The 17,738-nt window shown below is 59.6% G+C and carries 13 protein-coding genes; 6 read left to right on the top strand and 7 right to left on the bottom strand.

Annotation, left to right across the window (positions count from 1 at the left end):
• Positions 1-401 precede the first annotated feature (401 nt).
• Complete coding sequence (locus QFX16_RS09995; RefSeq protein ID WP_283183786.1) at positions 402-839, bottom strand: hypothetical protein; 438 nt, start codon at positions 837-839, stop codon at positions 402-404.
• Positions 840-943: 104 nt separating this feature from the next.
• Here QFX16_RS09995 and QFX16_RS09990 point away from each other — a divergent pair, with 104 nt between their 5' ends.
• The gene (locus QFX16_RS09990) at positions 944-1,381 is read left to right on the top strand and encodes a universal stress protein (protein ID WP_008151425.1); all 438 of its coding nucleotides are present in this window, start codon (positions 944-946) and stop codon (positions 1,379-1,381) included.
• Between the two features lie 66 nt (positions 1,382-1,447).
• Here QFX16_RS09990 and QFX16_RS09985 read toward each other — a convergent pair whose 3' ends face one another.
• On the bottom strand, positions 1,448-3,370 hold the full coding sequence (locus QFX16_RS09985; protein ID WP_283183785.1) for an ATP-binding cassette domain-containing protein: 1,923 nt from the start codon (positions 3,368-3,370) through the stop codon (positions 1,448-1,450).
• A gap of 213 nt (positions 3,371-3,583) precedes the next feature.
• On the opposite strand from QFX16_RS09985, the gene QFX16_RS09980 reads away from it, so the two are divergent.
• Positions 3,584-5,512: a transglycosylase SLT domain-containing protein gene (locus QFX16_RS09980; protein ID WP_283183784.1), complete on the top strand. Its 1,929-nt coding sequence runs from the start codon at positions 3,584-3,586 to the stop codon at positions 5,510-5,512.
• Positions 5,513-5,592: 80 nt separating this feature from the next.
• Here QFX16_RS09980 and QFX16_RS09975 read toward each other — a convergent pair whose 3' ends face one another.
• On the bottom strand, positions 5,593-7,386 hold the full coding sequence (locus tag QFX16_RS09975; protein ID WP_283183783.1) for an ABC transporter transmembrane domain-containing protein: 1,794 nt from the start codon (positions 7,384-7,386) through the stop codon (positions 5,593-5,595).
• Between the two features lie 261 nt (positions 7,387-7,647).
• On the opposite strand from QFX16_RS09975, the gene QFX16_RS09970 reads away from it, so the two are divergent.
• Complete coding sequence (locus QFX16_RS09970; protein WP_283183782.1) at positions 7,648-7,827, top strand: PA1571 family protein; 180 nt, start codon at positions 7,648-7,650, stop codon at positions 7,825-7,827.
• 87 nt (positions 7,828-7,914) lie between these two features.
• Here QFX16_RS09970 and pdxB read toward each other — a convergent pair whose 3' ends face one another.
• Complete coding sequence (pdxB, locus tag QFX16_RS09965) at positions 7,915-9,057, bottom strand: 4-phosphoerythronate dehydrogenase PdxB (protein WP_283183781.1); 1,143 nt, start codon at positions 9,055-9,057, stop codon at positions 7,915-7,917.
• Positions 9,058-9,232: 175 nt separating this feature from the next.
• On the opposite strand from pdxB, the gene QFX16_RS09960 reads away from it, so the two are divergent.
• Positions 9,233-10,642 (top strand): MATE family efflux transporter, encoded by a 1,410-nt coding sequence (locus tag QFX16_RS09960; protein WP_283183780.1) that lies wholly within the window; start codon positions 9,233-9,235, stop codon positions 10,640-10,642.
• On the opposite strand, the gene tusA is transcribed toward QFX16_RS09960, so the two are convergent.
• On the bottom strand, positions 10,639-10,890 hold the full coding sequence (gene tusA, locus QFX16_RS09955; protein ID WP_007907805.1) for a sulfurtransferase TusA: 252 nt from the start codon (positions 10,888-10,890) through the stop codon (positions 10,639-10,641). The genes QFX16_RS09960 and tusA overlap by 4 nt on opposite strands.
• Before the next feature lie 179 nt (positions 10,891-11,069).
• Complete coding sequence (gene rlmM / locus QFX16_RS09950; RefSeq protein WP_283183779.1) at positions 11,070-12,143, bottom strand: 23S rRNA (cytidine(2498)-2'-O)-methyltransferase RlmM; 1,074 nt, start codon at positions 12,141-12,143, stop codon at positions 11,070-11,072.
• Between the two features lie 222 nt (positions 12,144-12,365).
• Here rlmM and acnA point away from each other — a divergent pair, with 222 nt between their 5' ends.
• Positions 12,366-15,107, top strand: a complete 2,742-nt coding sequence (acnA, locus tag QFX16_RS09945; RefSeq protein WP_283183778.1) for an aconitate hydratase AcnA — start codon at positions 12,366-12,368, stop codon at positions 15,105-15,107.
• A 111-nt stretch (positions 15,108-15,218) separates the two neighbouring features.
• Complete coding sequence (locus QFX16_RS09940; protein WP_283183777.1) at positions 15,219-16,010, top strand: CPBP family intramembrane glutamic endopeptidase; 792 nt, start codon at positions 15,219-15,221, stop codon at positions 16,008-16,010.
• A gap of 156 nt (positions 16,011-16,166) precedes the next feature.
• Here QFX16_RS09940 and QFX16_RS09935 read toward each other — a convergent pair whose 3' ends face one another.
• On the bottom strand, positions 16,167-17,573 hold the full coding sequence (locus QFX16_RS09935; protein ID WP_283183776.1) for an FAD/NAD(P)-binding protein: 1,407 nt from the start codon (positions 17,571-17,573) through the stop codon (positions 16,167-16,169).
• Positions 17,574-17,738 lie beyond the last annotated feature (165 nt).

The following is a 17,738-nucleotide window of genomic DNA, read 5'->3' as shown; positions in this document are numbered from 1 at the left end:
CGGTCTGTAATACAAACGCTCAATTCATACGCCCGTTTGATTTGGGTACGTCACCTTCACGGAATTTCCGACAATTGTCAATCGCCCAAAATACTGGTTGAAACGCGACTTTCCGGTCATTTCCGTACCGCGAAGCCCTGCAACACGCGGCTGCATGTGAGGTCATTCATAGGATCAATAGTTAGAAAAGTCGCCCTAATTCGCTGCAGCCTTTGTTTAAAAAGCTACGCTGGCGGGACCTTGAGGAAAAAAACATGAACGCTTTTGGCGAATGCCCAGCGTAAGATCAGCGCCACACAGAATTACCGGCCTGCCTGGCCAACTCCAGCCCGATGATGTCGGGCTTTTTATTGCTTGTTTGCCAGACGTTTCGCGCCATTGCGGCGCGAAATTTCCGCGATTTATGCCAGCGCCTTCAGCACCGCATCAATATCCTCCAAAACCGACGCTTCGCCCTTCTCGCCCCAATACAACGTGATCATCTGCTTGTCTGCTTCGACCTTGTAAACGTTGTCTGGCAACTTTTCGAAATGAATCAACAACGTAGGCTCCTCGCAGACCTCCTGCCATTGATTGACCCACACACCCGGCGCTTTTTGCCAGTAACTCCAGCACGCCGGCCGATTGCCACGCCGCGGTCGATGGTATTGGGCGCAAGGGCTCGGCGGCTCCTTGCTCAGCCAGTGCGGCCAGTCCTGAGGCGCCAGTTGCATCGCCAATCCGATGCGTCGCGCCTCCATGCGCAGGGCCATGCGGCCGCTCTGGTGGCGCGACGGTCGCAACCATGCCAGCGGACTCAGTACCACCAACAGGATTGACACCACTATCCAGACCGTCATATCTGTACTCCCGATTCTTGATGAGCGCATTGAGTCACTTTGAAAACAATGCGCTTGAAACCAGCCATACTTACCAATATTGCAACCCTCAGGAGGAGCACCTCATGCCCTACAACCACATTCTGGTCGCTGTAGATCTAACCGAAGAGTGCGATCCTGTAATCCACCGCGCTCGCGAACTGTCGGTGAGCAACGGGGCAAAATTGTCCTTGGTGCACATTGTCGAGCCAATGGCCATGGCCTTTGGCGGCGACGTGCCCATGGACCTGTCACAACTGCAACAACAGCAGTTCGATCAGGCCAAGGAACGCTTGGATCGGCTGATCGTGAAGTATCCGGAACTCTCCAAAGAATACAGCCACCTGACCTACGGCCAGCCACGCCAGGAGATCCACCACCTGGCCAAGGAACAAACCTGCGACCTGATCGTGGTGGGCAGCCATGGCCGACACGGCCTGGCATTGCTGCTGGGTTCAACCGCCAATGACGTGCTGCACGGTGCGCCCTGTGATGTGCTCGCGGTGCGCCTGATCAAAAGCTAAACCACAGCGCCTACGAAAAGCCCGGCGCTCATCACTGAACGCCGGGCTTTTTTATAGCAGGATCAATCAGGCATCCAGCTCGGCCCAGCGCTCGACCATTACGTCGTGCTCAGCCTGCAACTGCTCCAACTGAGCGATCACTGCAGCGGTCTCGGCAGCAGGACGCTGATAGAAACCGGCATCGGCCATTTGCGCCTCAACGGTAGCGATCTGCTGCTCCATGGCTTCGATCTGACCCGGCAACATTTCCAGCTCACGCTGCAACTTGTAGCTGAGCTTCTTCTTCGCCACCGGCGCTTCGACGACAGCAGCAGCGACTGGCGCCGCTTCGGCCGTCACGACAGCGGAGGTCAGGTCGGCTTTGCCAGACTTGCTCTCGGTCACGCCCAGCAGGCGCGGCGAGCCGCCCTGACGCAGCCAGTCCTGATAACCACCGACGTATTCACGAACCTTGCCTTCACCTTCGAAGACCAGGGTGCTGGTGACCACGTTGTCGAGGAATGCCCGGTCGTGGCTGACCATCAGCACGGTGCCGTTGAAGGTCAGCAAGACCTCCTCCAGCAACTCGAGGGTTTCGACGTCGAGGTCGTTGGTCGGTTCGTCGAGGACCAGCAGGTTCGCTGGTTTGCTGAACAGTTTCGCCAGCAGCAGACGGGCACGCTCACCACCAGACAGCGCCTTCACCGGCGTGCGGGCACGCTGCGGGCTGAACAGGAAATCGCCGAGGTAGCTCAGCACGTGGCGGCTCTGACCATCGATATCGATGAAGTCGCGACCTTCTGCGACGTTGTCGATTACGGTCTTTTCCAGGTCCAGCTGATGGCGCAACTGATCGAAGTAGGCCACGTCGATGCGCGTCCCCTCTTCCACTGTGCCGCTGGTTGGCTGCAGACCGCTGAGCATCAGCTTCAGCAATGTAGTTTTGCCGGTACCGTTGGCGCCGAGCAGACCGATACGGTCGCCGCGCTGCAGGACCATCGAGAAATCCTTGATCAGGAACGGGCCGCCCGGGTGAGCGAAGCTCACGTTATCGAGGACCATTACCTGCTTGCCAGACTTGTCAGCCGTATCCAGCTGAATGTTGGCTTTGCCGGTGCGCTCACGACGCTCGCTACGCTCGTTGCGCAGGGCTTTCAGGGCGCGTACGCGGCCTTCGTTACGGGTCCGGCGAGCCTTGATGCCCTGGCGGATCCAGACTTCTTCCTGGGCCAGTTTTTTGTCGAACAGCGCGTTGGCGGTGTCTTCAGCGGCCAGGGAAGCCTCTTTGTGGACGAGGAAACTGGCGTAGTCGCCGTTCCAGTCGATCAGGCCACCGCGATCCAGTTCGAGAATGCGGGTCGCGAGGTTCTGCAGGAATGAACGGTCGTGCGTAATGAACAGCACGGCGCCCTGGAAATCCTTCAGCGCTTCTTCGAGCCAGGCAATTGCACCGATGTCCAGGTGGTTGGTCGGTTCGTCGAGCAGCAGCAGATCGGGTTCGGAAACCAGAGCCTGAGCCAGCAGGACGCGACGACGCCAGCCGCCGGACAGTTCGGCGAGGGTCTTGTCGGCCGGCAACTGCAGACGGCTCAACGTGCTGTCGACCAATTGCTGCAAACGCCAGCCGTCACGGGCTTCGAGGTCGTGCTGGACGTGCATCAGTTTGTCCAGGTCGGCGTCGGTGACGATGTTCTGGCTGAGGTGGTGATACTGCGCGAGCAGCTCGCCGACACCGTCCAGACCTTCGGCCACCACGTCGAACACGGTCCGCTCGTCGGCTACCGGCAATTCTTGCGGCAATTCGCCAATCTTTAGGCCAGGTGCGCGCCAAACGGAGCCTTCATCAGGCTTCTGGTCGCCCTTGACGAGCTTCATCATGCTGGACTTGCCAGTGCCATTGCGGCCGATGATGCACACCCGCTCACCACGGGCGATCTGCCAGGACACCTTGTCCAACAACGGCATAGCGCCGAAAGCAAGGGACACATCGCTGAATTTGAGCAGGGTCATGAGCTTCTCCAAAAACCGGGCGCGCATTCTACCTGACTTGAGGCTTCAGAAGGCCGGCAATTTCACCTTCGCGACACTCTGCATGACAAATGTTGCGAACTGATGCTGACAGGCCGGCAAAGCTTTCGCCCGCTGCCGGCAAAAGGCTAAGCTACAGACAATTCAGTGCAGGCCATGCTCGCACTTGTCATGATTTCTCTGCCCGGACGTCTCATGCGCAGTCGCCTTTTCAGTCTTTTATCCTGTTTTCTTCTTTCTGCCACTGCCGTTCAAACCGCCCAGGCGGTGGACCTGTCCACCCAACGCCAGTATTACGATGAGGCCAAGCGTGCCCTCGCCAAGGGGGATACCGGTCCTTATTTCCGTTACAGCCAGGCCCTCAGCGATTACCCGCTGGAGCCGTACCTTGCGTATGACGAACTGACCGCTCGCCTTAAAAGCGCTAGCAATGCCGAAATCGAGAAATTCCTCGCCGAGCACGGTGACCTGCCCCAGGCCAACTGGATGAAGTTGCGCTGGTTGCGCTGGCTGTCCGAACGCGGCGACTGGGCGACCTTCGTCAAGTACTACGACCCCAAGCTCAATTTCACCGAACTGGACTGCCTGAACGCGCAGTATCAGATCGGGCATAACCAGAAATCCGAAGGTTACGCCAACGCCAATAAACTCTGGCTGACCGGCAAATCCCAACCCGCCGCGTGCGATGCGCTGTTTGGTATTTGGGCCGCCGAAGGTCAACTGACCGAGCAGAAACGCTGGGAGCGCGCCAAGCTTGCCGCCCAGGCACGCAACTATCCGTTGGCCAACAGCTTGGTCAACGGACTGACCACCCTCGCCCCTCGCGGTCGTTTGCTGGTGGAGGTGGCGCAGAAACCCGAACTGCTCAACGCTCCTTCACGGTTCATTCCGGCCGACGAGCCGATGTCCGACGTGGTCAGCCTTGGCCTGCGCCGTCTGGCGCGGCAGGATCCTGACCGGGCGATGCAGATGCTCGATAGTTATGCCAGCAGCATGCACTTCTCCCGTGACGAAAAAGTGGCGATCGCCCGTGAAATCGGCCTGTCCCTGGCTAAACGGTTCGACAGCCGCGCGCTGGACATGATGACTAAATACGACCCGGAACTGCGTGACAACACGGTGTCCGAATGGCGCTTGCGTCTGCTGCTGCGCCTGGCCCGCTGGGACGATGCCTATCAGTTGACTCGCCGCCTGCCGCCGGATCTGGCGACCACCAACCGCTGGCGCTATTGGCAGGCCCGCAGCCTGGAACTGGCGCAGCCGCAGAACCCGGAAGCGCAGACGCTTTATAAGGACCTCGCCCGCGAGCGTGATTTTTACGGTTTCCTCGCGGCGGATCGCTCGCAGCTGCCCTACTCGTTGAACAACAAACCGCTGGTGCTAAGCCAGGCGCTGATCAACAAGGTCCGCAATACCCCAGGCGTGCGTCGGGCGCTTGAGTTTCATGCTCGCGGACAGATCGTCGATGGTCGCCGCGAGTGGTACCACGTCAGCCGCCACTTCAGCCGCGACGAAATGGTCGCCCAGGCGAAACTGGCCTACGACCTGAAATGGTATTTCCCGGCGATCCGCACCATCAGTCAGGCGAAGTACTGGGACGACCTGGACATCCGCTTCCCGATGGCCCACCGCGAAACCCTGGTGCGCGAAGCCAAGGTTCGCGGCCTGCATTCGAGCTGGGTGTTCGCTATCACCCGCCAGGAAAGTGCCTTCATGGCCGACGCCCGCTCCGGCGTTGGCGCCAGCGGCCTGATGCAACTGATGCCCGGCACCGCCAAGGAAACCGCGCGCAAGTTCAGCATTCCACTGGCCTCGCCGCAGCAAGTGTTCGATCCGGATAAGAACATCCAGCTCGGCGCCGCTTACCTGAGCCAGGTCCACAGCCAGTTCAACGGCAACCGCGTCCTCGCCTCCGCCGCCTACAACGCCGGCCCGGGGCGCGTGCGTCAGTGGCTGCGCGGTGCGGACCACCTGAGTTTTGACGTCTGGGTGGAAAGCATTCCGTTCGACGAAACCCGTCAGTACGTGCAGAACGTGTTGTCGTACTCGGTGATCTACGGCCAGAAGCTCAACTCACCGCAACCGCTGGTGGATTGGCATGAGCGCTACTTTGACGATCAATGAGCCTGCTTTGAAGCGCAGACAAAAATGCCCGCATCGATTGATGCGGGCATTTTTTTTGGGTGCTCTACTTGGTCGATTACTTAGTCGGTTACTTGGTCGGTTGGTACATGGCGCCCATCACTGAACTGCAACGCCGCCAACCGCGCATACAGCGCGTTGCTCGCAATCAATTCCTGATGCGTCCCCACCGCCACCAGTTTCCCTTGGTCCATCACCGCGATCCGGTCAGCGTTTTTCACCGTAGCCAGCCGGTGGGCGATGACCAGCGTCGTGCGGTTTTTCATCAGGCTCGGCAGGGCTTGCTGGATCAGGTGTTCGCTCTGGGCGTCGAGGGCGCTGGTGGCTTCGTCCAGTAGCAGAATCGGCGCGTCCACCAGCAATGCCCGGGCAATGGCCAGGCGTTGGCGTTGACCACCGGACAAACCGAGGCCACCGTCGCCAAGGTGGGTCTGGTAGCCGTTGGGCATTTGCTCGATGAAGTCGTGGGCGTAAGCGATTTTCGCCGCTTCCTGAACCTGGGCCAGGGTTGCCGTCGGGTTGCCGTAGCGGATGTTCTCTTCGATGCTGCCAAAGAACAGCGCCGGGGATTGCGAGACCAGGGCGAAGCAGCGGCGCAGGTCCAACGGATCGAGTTGAGTCAGCGGCACGCCATCGAGCAGGATGCGTCCTTCGGCCGGGTCGTAAAAGCGCAGCAGCAAGTCATACACCGTCGACTTACCGGCACCGGACGGCCCAACCAACGCGAGGGTTTCACCGGCATTGATCGTCAGATTCAAACCATCGACCGCATAGCTTTCGGGACGCGACGGGTAGGAAAAGCGCACGTCTTGCAGCACCAGGTCACCCTTTACCCGTTCAGGCAAGGTCACCAGGTCAGCGGTCGGTGGCCGGATGATGTTTTCCGAACGCAGCAATTCGGCTATCCGCTCGGCGGCGCCGGCGGCACGCTGCAGTTCGCCGATCACTTCGCTCAATGTGCCGAATGCGCTACCAACGATCAGGCTGTAAAACACAAACGCCGCCAGCTCGCCCGCGGAAATTCGCCCGGCGATGACATCCATTCCGCCGACCCAGAGCATCACCCCGACGGCGCCAAGCACCAGCACGATCACCAGGGTAATCAGCCAGGCCCGCTGGAAGATCCGCTTGCGAGCGGTGTTGAAGGCCTCCTCCACCGTTGCGGCAAAGCGCTGCTCATCCTGGACCTGATGGTTGTAGGCCTGCACGGTTTTGATCTGGCCCAGGGTTTCGGAAACGTAGCTGCCGATATCGGCAATCCGGTCCTGGCTCAGGCGCGACAGGCTACGCACCCGACGGCCAAAGATCAGGATCGGCGCGATCACCAACGGCAACGCGACCACCACGATGCTGGTGAGCTTGGGGTTGGTGATGAACAGCAGGACGATCCCGCCGATCACCATCAACAGATTGCGTAAAAACAGCGACAGCGAAGAGCCGATCACCGATTGCAGCAGCGTAGTGTCAGCGGTTAACCGCGACTGAATCTCGGAGCTGCGGTTGTCTTCGTAGAATCCTGGGTGCAGATAAATCAGATGGTTGAACACTTGACGGCGGATGTCCGCGACAACGCGCTCGCCTATCCATGAGACCAGGTAAAAACGCGCGAAGGTGCCAATCGCCAGCCCGACCACCAGCAACATAAACAAGCCGATGGACTGGTTGAGCAAATGCGGCGACTGGGTCATGAAACCCTGATCCACCAGCAGGCGAATCCCCTGCCCCATGGACAAGGTGATGCCCGCCGTGACGATCAATGCGAGCAAGGCACCGACGGCCGGCCAGCGATAAGGCGCGATGAAACGCAGGGCCAGGCGCATGGCGCGCCGTTGACGGGATGAGAGGATGGAGATCATTCGATGGCGCAACCAGTAGGGTTTGACGCGATCAAGCCTACACCGGTCGATGGGATTGAACGCTGTAAATCATAATGAGTCAGGTTAAATATGACCGCAAAGACTAGGTCCTAGACGGTATTGGTCTAAAGTCCGGGTGGCAACACCGCCGGATTTCTGGTGGACTGATGTGACCGCCCTTGGAAAGATCGCAGGGAGTTGTCACAGCCCGGTCACCTGGCGGTTCTACAGTAAGCACACAACCTGATGAGGAGACAGGCCATGTCCTTGCAAAACAGCAGCGAAGACAAGATTGAAGTGATCCGCACACAGCCAGACCAGTCTCTGGGTTGCTCAATTATCGATAAGGATGGGCGCGAAGTACCGATCACTGAAGGCATGATCCAGGACGCTTGCCGCGAACTGGAACAGCGATTGGTCAAGCCTGCCGAACAAAAGTGATATAGCCACCGTCTTCTTGACCCGGCCTCTGATGGCCGGGTTTTTTATGGGTGCCTTTTGAGGGTGCTGCGCACCCAATCGCGGGGTTCAGACAGCCGAAGCACCCAACGCCACCACGATCTTCTGCAATGCCGGCGAATCCCCATCGATCTGCACCGCCAACCCGTCAATCTCACGCCGCAGCGGATAATGCTTGCGCAGTGAATCGAACGCCGCACGCTGTTCGTTCACATTGCCTACAAGGCTGCGACGGAAATCCGCATCGTCGCGGCGCGGGTCGTACACGCCACGGCACAACATGGCCAGCGACCAGGCCGGATCGCTGTTAGCGTTCAAGGTCACTTGCGACAACCAGGGCGTCGGCAGCAAATCACTCAAGCTGACCTGGGCCGGCTGCCCAAGAAAATCGCAATAGGCCTGATAAATCTGCGCTGTCCCACGCTGTCTGCCATCGAGGCTGTAACCGGCAATGTGCGGCGTCGCCAGCACACAGAGTTCGGCCAGTGCCACATCGACCTCAGGCTCGCCTTCCCAGACGTCCAGCACTGCTTGCAGGTCTTCGCGTTGCAGCAGCACCTGGCGCAGCGCGGCATTGTCCACCACCGGGCCACGACTGGCGTTGATCAGCCAGGTACCGGGTTTGAGCTGGCTCAAACGGTTTTTATCGAACAGATGCCAGGTCAACTGGGCGCCATGTTTCTTCAACGGCGTGTGCAGGCTGATGACATCGCACTGCTCGATGATCTGTTCGAGGCTGACGTAATCGCCACCTTCAGCGGCTTGTCTTGGCGGATCACAGACCAGCACGTTCCAGCCCAGACCTTGCAGGACCTTGACCAACCGGCCGCCCACTTCACCGGCACCGACGACGCCGTAGGTGCGTTGAGTCAGGTCGGCGCCTTCGATTTCGGCCAGGGTCAGCAGACTGCCGAGTACGTAGTCGACCACGCCCCGGGCGTTGCAGCCGGGTGCGCTGGACCAGGTGATGCCGGCCCGCTGAAAGTAATCCAGATCCAGGTGATCCGTGCCGATGGTGCAGGTGCCGACAAAGCGTACCTTGCTGCCTTCGAGCAACGCGCGGTTAACGTTGGTCACCGAGCGCACCAGCAGCACATCGGCCTGTTCGACGGTAGCGCGGTCAATGGAACGTCCCGGCACCCGGCGGATTTCACCGAAACCTTCGAAGAAGGCATCGAGCAGCGGGATATTTTCGTCGGCAACAATCAGCATGGCAGGCTCCTTTGGCGGATCGGCAGTGTAGGCGGAGATAGAGGTGATGGGCCACCGGGGATGCAGAAACATTCAAAATCCGATTACAAATCCGCAACACAGGACTTTTCCTGACCACTGCGTCAGGGCGTAGAATGCGCCGCCTTGCGCATCAACATCTTTGGACGTTTCGCCCTTGAATTCCGTGACTGACCGCCCCGCCGCTACTTCCCTAACCCGCCCGGCCCGGGTTCGCCTGGAGCTGAAAAACCTGCTCGGCCTGGCCTTGCCGATCATGATCGCGCAACTGGCGACCACCGCCATGGGCTTCGTCGATGCGGTGATGGCGGGCCGGGTCGGGCCAATGGATCTGGCGGCGGTTGCGCTGGGCAACTCGATCTGGGTGCCGGTGTTTCTGTTGATGACCGGCACTCTGCTGGCTACTACCCCGAAAGTCGCCCAACGTTTCGGCGCTGGCACCCACAGCGAGATCGGCCCGATCGTGCGCCAGGCACTGTGGCTGGCATTGGTGGTGGGCTTGATGGCGACCGGCATGTTGTTCAGCGCCGAACCGATTTTGCACATCATGAAGGTCGATCCCGAATTGATCGGCCCGTGCATGCAGTACCTGCATGGCATCGCCAGCGGTTTGCCCGCCGTCGCGTTCTACCATGTGCTGCGCTGTTTCAGTGATGGCCTGGGGCGCACGCGTCCGGCCATGGTGTTGGGTCTGTGCGGGCTCGCGCTGAACATTCCGCTGAACTACGTCTTCATCTATGGCCACTTCGGTGTGCCGGCCATGGGTGGTGTCGGTTGCGGCTGGGCCACGGGGATCGTGATGTGGGTGATGGCCCTGGGCATGGCCGGGTGGGAGCGCTGGGCCCCGGCGTATCAGTCGAGCCAGTTGTTCAGCCGTTTCGACTGGCCGCAGTGGTCGGTGATCAAACGCCTGCTGGGCATTGGCCTGCCGATCGGCATCGCGGTGTTCGCCGAGTCGAGCATCTTCGCGGTGATTGCGCTGCTGATCGGCAGCCTCGGCGCGACAGTGGTGGCCGGGCATCAGATCGCGCTGAACTTCAGCTCGCTGGTGTTCATGATTCCTTACTCCCTTGGCATGGCAGTGACCGTGCGGGTCGGCCAGGCGCTCGGCCGTCAGGAGCCGCGCCAGGCCCGCTTCGCCGCCGGTGTCGGCATGGGCACGGCGCTGGCCTATGCGTGCATCTCCGCGAGCATGATGCTATTGCTGCGTGAACACATCGCAACGATCTACACGTCTGATCCGACTGTGATTCATGTCGCGGCGATGCTGATTGTGTATTCGGCGCTGTTCCAGTTTTCCGATGCGATCCAGGTGACGGCTGCCGGCGCATTGCGCGGCTATCAGGACACTCGGGTGACGATGATCCTGACGCTGTTCGCTTACTGGGGGATTGGTTTGCCGGTGGGTTACGCGTTGGGCCTGACCGATTGGTTCGGCACGCCGAGCGGCCCGAGCGGGCTGTGGCAGGGATTGATCGTGGGCTTGAGTTGCGCGGCGCTGATGCTGTCGATCCGCCTGACGCGCAGTGCACGCAAGCGGATCCGCATCAGTCAGTCGGCGGGTTAAGCGAGTTTCTTGCGGATCCAGTAGAGGTAGGTGCCTGCCTCTTCGTGCTGCGCCACCAGTTCGTGGTCGAGAAACACGCAGAACTTGGGAATGTCGCGACGGGTCGACGGGTCGGTGGCGATCACCTTGAGCAGGCCGCCGGGCACCAGGTCACGGATGTGCTGGTGCAGCATCATCACCGGCTCCGGGCAGTTGAGGCCGGTGGCGTCGAGGGTGCCGTCAACCGGCGTATCAATCATTTCACTCATGATTCACTCCTGAAACTTGCCGGCATTGTCGCGCATTGCCGGGTGTTCGGTCATCTTTGGCGTTACACCGATCCCTGTGGGAGCGAGCCTGCTCGCGAATGCGGTGTGTCATTCAACATAAATGCCGGCTGATCTATCGCCTTCGCGAGCAGGCTCGCTCCCACATTGGTCCCTGTGTATCAGCGGGATTTCGGTTTCTTTACGTCGATCCGGCGCAGGTGGCAGGTCACTTCTTCGCGGTCGTGATACAGCTGCTTGCAGCCGATCTCGACCCGAATGCCGCGTTCCTTGAACCCGTCGGCAATGCGCTCCAGCAAACGCTTCACTTCGGCGTAACGCTGCTTCATCGGCAGTTTGAGGTTGACCACCGCTTCGCGGCAATGCCCCTCGCCAATCCATTCTTCCAGCATCGCGGCGTTGCGCGCCGGTTTCTCGACGATGTCGCAGACCATCCAGTCCACCGGTTGCTTGGGCTTGAAGGTGAAACCGTCAGCCATCAAGTGTTGCACCAGACCGGTGTCCATCAGGCTTTCGGCCATCGGGCCGTTGTCGATCGCGGTCACCAGCATGCCGCGGTTGACCAGTTGCCAGGTCCAGCCGCCGGGAGCAGCGCCAAGGTCGACGCCAGTCATATCACTGTGCAGACGCTCGTCCCACTGATCGCGAGGGATGAAATGGTGCCACGCCTCTTCCAGTTTCAGCGTCGAACGGCTCGGTGCTTCACGCGGAAACTTCAGCCGCGGAATGCCCATCGGCCACATCGCCGAGTTGTTCGACTCGGCCAGCCCCATGAACACTTCGCGGCCACTTTTGAAGGTCAGCAGCAGGCGCGGTTTATGGGCATCTTCAACCAGTTTGCCAGCGGCCATCAGCGCCTTGCGCAGGTGGCCTTCGAACTTCTTGCAGAAGTTCGACAGTTCCTTGCCATCGTTGGTGTCGACCATTTCCAGCCACAGGCTGCCGCACAGCGGGAAGTCCGCCATGTGCGCGAGGATCACGCTGATGCGGTCGGTTTCCGGCAGATCAATGAAAATCCCGCGAGCCCACTGGCGAGGGAAGATCAGATCGGCGAAACGCTGACCACGCATCAGGCGCTGGGCGCCGTCTTCTTCGGTGCAGATGAATTCGGCGCAGGCGCTGGCAGTCTTGGCCTTGGCATAACCGGCCACGTTCAGCCGCGCGGCGTGTTCGGAAATCTCGGAACAGACTTCGCTTTCGAAGCCCGGCCGGCAATGCATAAAGAGGGTGTTCATTCTTACTCCTGGGCAGATGGCGAGAAATTCAACCACTGCGCGATGCCCAGACTTGCGTTGAAGCAAAGCCTGTCACGAAAACGGGCGCATGATAGCCGAGTTCGGAACCTCGGACTTGTCGATAGAGTCCAGTTATTAGCCAGCTACTTAAAACAGGGCTAGTTTTAATGCTCTGTCCGTCCCCTCAGTCCGTAGCCGTGCGGACTCAAAGGAGTCATTTCAATGCCGTCCCTCGATAGCCTGAAAACCCTTAAAACCTTACAAGTTGACGACAAGACCTATCACTATTTCAGTTTGCCGGATGCCGCCAAGAGCTTGGGCGATCTGGACAAGCTGCCAATGTCGTTGAAAGTGTTGCTGGAAAACCTGCTGCGCTGGGAAGATGAAAAAACCGTCACCGGCGCCGACCTCAGGGCGATTGCCGCCTGGCTCAAGGAACGTCGCTCCGACCGTGAAATTCAGTACCGTCCCGCGCGGGTATTGATGCAAGACTTTACCGGTGTTCCCGCCGTGGTCGACCTCGCCGCCATGCGCGCCGCGATGGCGAAGGCTGGCGGCGACCCGCAGCGAATCAATCCGCTCTCCCCCGTGGATCTGGTCATCGACCACTCGGTGATGGTCGATAAATTCGCCAGCGCCAGCGCCTTCGAACAGAACGTCGACATCGAAATGCAGCGCAATGGTGAACGTTATGCGTTCCTGCGCTGGGGCCAAAGCGCCTTCGATAACTTCAGCGTGGTACCGCCGGGCACCGGCATCTGCCACCAGGTGAATCTGGAATACCTGGGGCGCACGGTCTGGACCAAGGACGAGGACGAGCGCACGTATGCCTTCCCGGACACCCTGGTAGGCACCGACTCCCACACCACCATGATCAACGGCCTCGGCGTACTCGGCTGGGGTGTCGGCGGGATCGAAGCGGAAGCGGCGATGCTCGGCCAACCGGTGTCGATGCTGATCCCGGAAGTGATCGGCTTCAAACTCACCGGCAAGCTCAAGGAAGGCATCACCGCCACCGACCTGGTGCTGACCGTCACCCAGATGCTGCGCAAGAAAGGCGTAGTCGGCAAATTCGTCGAGTTCTACGGCGACGGCCTCGCCGACCTGCCACTGGCCGACCGCGCGACCATCGCCAACATGGCCCCGGAGTACGGCGCCACCTGCGGCTTCTTCCCGGTGGACGATATCACCCTGGACTATCTGCGTTTATCCGGCCGCCCCAGCGAGACCGTGAAACTGGTCGAGGCGTACAGCAAAGCCCAGGGTCTGTGGCGCCTGCCGGGACAGGAACCGGCGTTCACCGACAGTCTGGCGCTGGACATGGGCAGCGTCGAAGCCAGCCTTGCCGGGCCGAAACGCCCACAGGACCGGGTATCGCTGCCGAATGTTGCGCAAGCGTTCAGTGACTTCATCGACCTGCAATTCAAACCCACCAGCAAGGAAGTCGGTCGTCTCGAAAGTGAAGGCGGCGGTGGCGTCGCGGTGGGCAATGCCGATCTGGCCGGTGAAGCCGACTACGAATACGACGGCCAGATTTATCGATTGAAAAACGGCGCGGTGGTCATTGCCGCGATCACCTCCTGCACCAACACCTCCAACCCGAGCGTGATGATGGCCGCCGGCCTGGTGGCGAAGAAAGCCGTCGAAAAAGGCCTCAAGCGCAAACCGTGGGTCAAGAGTTCGCTGGCCCCAGGCTCGAAAGTGGTCACCGACTACTACAAGGCGGCCGGCCTGACCCAGTACCTTGATGAACTGGGTTTTGCCTTGGTCGGCTACGGCTGCACCACGTGCATCGGCAACTCCGGGCCATTGGCGGAGCCGATCGAAAAAGCCATTCAGGCTGCCGACCTAACCGTCGCCTCGGTGCTGTCGGGCAACCGCAACTTTGAAGGTCGCGTGCATCCGCTGGTGAAAACCAACTGGCTGGCCTCCCCGCCGCTGGTCGTCGCCTATGCGCTGGCCGGCACGGTGCGCATCGACATCAGCAGCGAGCCTTTGGGTACCGATAAAGAGGGCAATCTGGTGTATCTGCGGGACATCTGGCCAAGCACCAAAGAGATTGCCGACGCGGTGAACCAGGTCAACACCGCGATGTTCCACAAGGAATACGCCGAAGTGTTTGCCGGCGACGAGCAATGGCAGGCGATTGAAGTGCCGCAAGCGGCGACCTATGTCTGGCAGGACGATTCGACGTACATCCAGCATCCACCGTTCTTCGATGACATCGGCGGGCCGCCGCCGGTGGTCAAGGACGTCGCCGGTGCCAGAGTCCTCGCGCTGCTGGGTGATTCGGTGACCACCGACCACATCTCTCCGGCCGGCAACATCAAGGCTGACAGCCCGGCAGGCCACTACCTGCGCGAGAAAGGTGTGGAACCACGAGACTTCAACTCCTACGGCTCGCGTCGCGGCAACCACGAAGTGATGATGCGCGGCACCTTCGCCAACATCCGCATTCGCAACGAGATGCTCGGTGGCGAAGAAGGCGGCAATACGATTTACATTCCCACCGGGGAGAGGATGCCGATCTACGACGCGGCCATGCGTTATCAAGCCTCGGGCACGCCGCTGGTGGTGATTGCCGGGCAAGAATATGGCACCGGCTCGAGTCGTGACTGGGCGGCCAAGGGCACCAATCTGCTGGGGGTCAAAGCGGTCATTGCGGAAAGTTTCGAACGGATTCACCGCTCCAACCTGGTAGGCATGGGCGTGTTGCCGTTGCAGTTCAAGCTGGATCAAAACCGCAAGAGCCTGAACCTGACCGGCAAGGAGACGCTGGATATTCTGGGTTTGACCGGCGTAGAGCTGACGCCGCGGATGAACCTGACGCTGGTGATCACCCGTGAAAACGGCAGCCGCGAGAAAGTCGAGGTGTTGTGCCGGATCGATACCCTGAATGAGGTGGAGTACTTCAAATCGGGGGGGATTTTGCATTACGTGTTGCGGCAGTTGATTGCCTCGTAACAGCCTGCTGACACAGACACCGCCTTCGGGCGGTGTTTTTGTTTGGGCCGCGAGCGCCCCTATAATCCCGCGCCTCTATGTAGCAGCTGACCAAAAGACCAAGGACCTCACATGATTGCCCTGCCATGGATTTATCTGGCTCTCCTCTCTACTGGCTATGGTCTGGCACTGATCTACGGCCAACTTGGCTGGCTGGCCGGCATCTCCGTTGCTTTGCTGCTGTTCGCCGGCTTCGCAGTTCGCCAACAAAAGCTCTCCATCGCGTGGCACCTCGGTCACGCCTTATTCATTGTCCTGGCCCTGGCACTGGCGATGCACTGGCTTCCCGGTTTCTACAACGGTCGCGCCATCGACCCTCAGCGATTCACCGACGATGCCGTACCGTTTTCCATGTACCTGAATCTGGACAAATCACTAATAGGCTTTTGGCTATTACTGGTCTGCCCGTGGATTGTCGGCCGCCGTTCGCTGCGCCTTTCCATTTATGCCACTGCTATGGCGCTGTCCCTGAGTGCCGTGTTGGCCTTGGGTGGCGCGCTGTTGCTGGGCGTGATCAGTTGGGCACCGAAGTGGCCCCATCAAGCCTGGTTATGGGCGCTGAACAATCTGCTGCTGGTGACCCTGGTCGAGGAAGCACTCTTTCGCGGCTACATCCAGGGCGGTCTGACCCGGCGCTTTAAAAACCTGCCCTACGGTGAAAACCTCGCCCTGCTCCTCGCCTCGCTGCTGTTCGGCCTGGTGCATGTGGGCGCCGGCTGGCAATGGGTGTTGCTGGCGAGTCTGGCGGGTGTCGGCTATGGTCTGGCCTACCGTTTTGGTGGCTTGGGTGCGGCCATCGCCACCCATTTCGGCCTGAACCTGCTGCATTTCGGGCTGTTCACCTATCCGATGCTGGCTGGGTAACAACGCGGGACTAAACAGGCGGGTCTCTGGCTGTACCTACATCCAGGACTGGCTGGACGGATCTCGATGCGCCTCCTTCAACGCCTTCGAAGTATTGGGTGGTCAACAGCATTGCCAGAACGCCGGGACTGGCTTTTGTAAAGCCGGACTAATGCTTCAATCACATATCCTCGTGAAGGGCTGGCTCGCCAACCCTTGGCCAAGCTGTTGCGCGTGGATGCGAAGCTCCGGGACTGCAATTGCCTCCCAATACTTTGCTTTGAGCATCGGGCCGATATAGTGCAGCCCGCGTAACGAATCACCGCCCGCCGTAAGGAGCTGGTAATGCTCATCCACCTCAAGTCCCATTTTCTGTCGATCCTGCTTGATCAAGCCATCATGTAGCAATTGATTGAGAATAGGCTGATCCACCGCTGCAATATCGTAGCTCGGGCCGGTTCCATTAATCAGAGCGCCGACCTCGATGCTACTTACGCCTTGATGACCTCTGAGCGCTACATCGATCCGAAGGCCCGAACAGAATTTCTCTCCCCCCCTTACCCTGCCAGCCAGTTGAACAACCTGCCCCGATTCGATCAGCTGCTTAATGCGGCGCTCGGAGGCTGGTGCCAGGCGGTGGCGGTGGATATCCCAGTACGGCACGACCCTCTGCAGGAATTTGCCCCGCTCTGTGTCTGAAAGGTTTTTCCATATGGTAGCTGTGTGAGGGCGAAGCTCATTAAGCATATCCCGCCAGTCGCCGCCGTCCGCTTCACGAGCCTTTGCTTCTTTGCGCGCAGCACGGGTATAGGCGCGTATGGTCATGGGGAGGGAGGCAAGCCAGGACGGGAATCCGCTGGTGCGTGGCGGCTGGGGATCGAAGCGGTGACCGAAAGGCAAAAGACCACGGCGGGAAATCATGTAGACCTTGCGGCCCGGGTTACAGCTGGTCAGCCTGAACACCGCATCGATAGCGGTATGGCCCATCCCGAGGACAGCCACTGGAGCGTCTCGGTCAAGGGCGTCGATGGCGGCGAAGTCCAAGGCATTTACCACTTGGCTGCTGACTGCGACTTGGATTCCAGCTGGCAGTTTCGGGGCAAAGTGACCTAGCGCCAGCACAACCTTGTCAGCCATCACGTCTTCAGCGTTTTCCAGTTGCAGCCGGTAAGGTTTGCAGTCAGTAGAAAGATGTACGGCATTCACTTGCGCATTCACGATTGAAATGACACCGGGGTACTGATCCATGGCGTCCTTTAACTTCTGCTCCAGATACTCGCCATACAGCCGGCGCGAAATGAATGACTTGGCGTTGAAGGCTGGATCCAGCTCTTCGCAAAACGCGACGAAATCGTTGGGTTCATCAGCAATGGCGCTCATATTGCCTGCTGGAACATTGAGCAGGAGATTATCGTCATCGTAGCGATAGGCAAGGCCACGACACGCCTGACTGGTTTTCTCGATTAGCAGAATGCGCAGCCCCATTGCCGGGTTGGCTCTAAGCGTGTTGATGGCTGTGAGAGTTCCACTGAAACCTGCGCCGACGATGGCGATGCAGCATGCAGGAGAGGTAAAGGCGGTCATAGGTATTGGACATCCGTGTGGGCAAACCAGTCGAGGCACCCGCCAGTGTGCAGGCACCGTCAATCATCCTGGCGTAGAGCTGCAATGTGGGAGCTTTCGAGAGAAAACATGTCGCAGATTGTGATTTAATACAAAAAATAATCAAGCCCAATGATTTAAATAGAA

It is taken from the genome of Pseudomonas svalbardensis, from assembly GCF_030053115.1.
In the GTDB taxonomy this organism is placed as follows: Bacteria; Pseudomonadota; Gammaproteobacteria; order Pseudomonadales; family Pseudomonadaceae; genus Aquipseudomonas; species Aquipseudomonas svalbardensis.
Note: the sequence above shows the minus strand (reverse complement) of the source record. Positions and strands in the feature narration are given on the sequence as shown.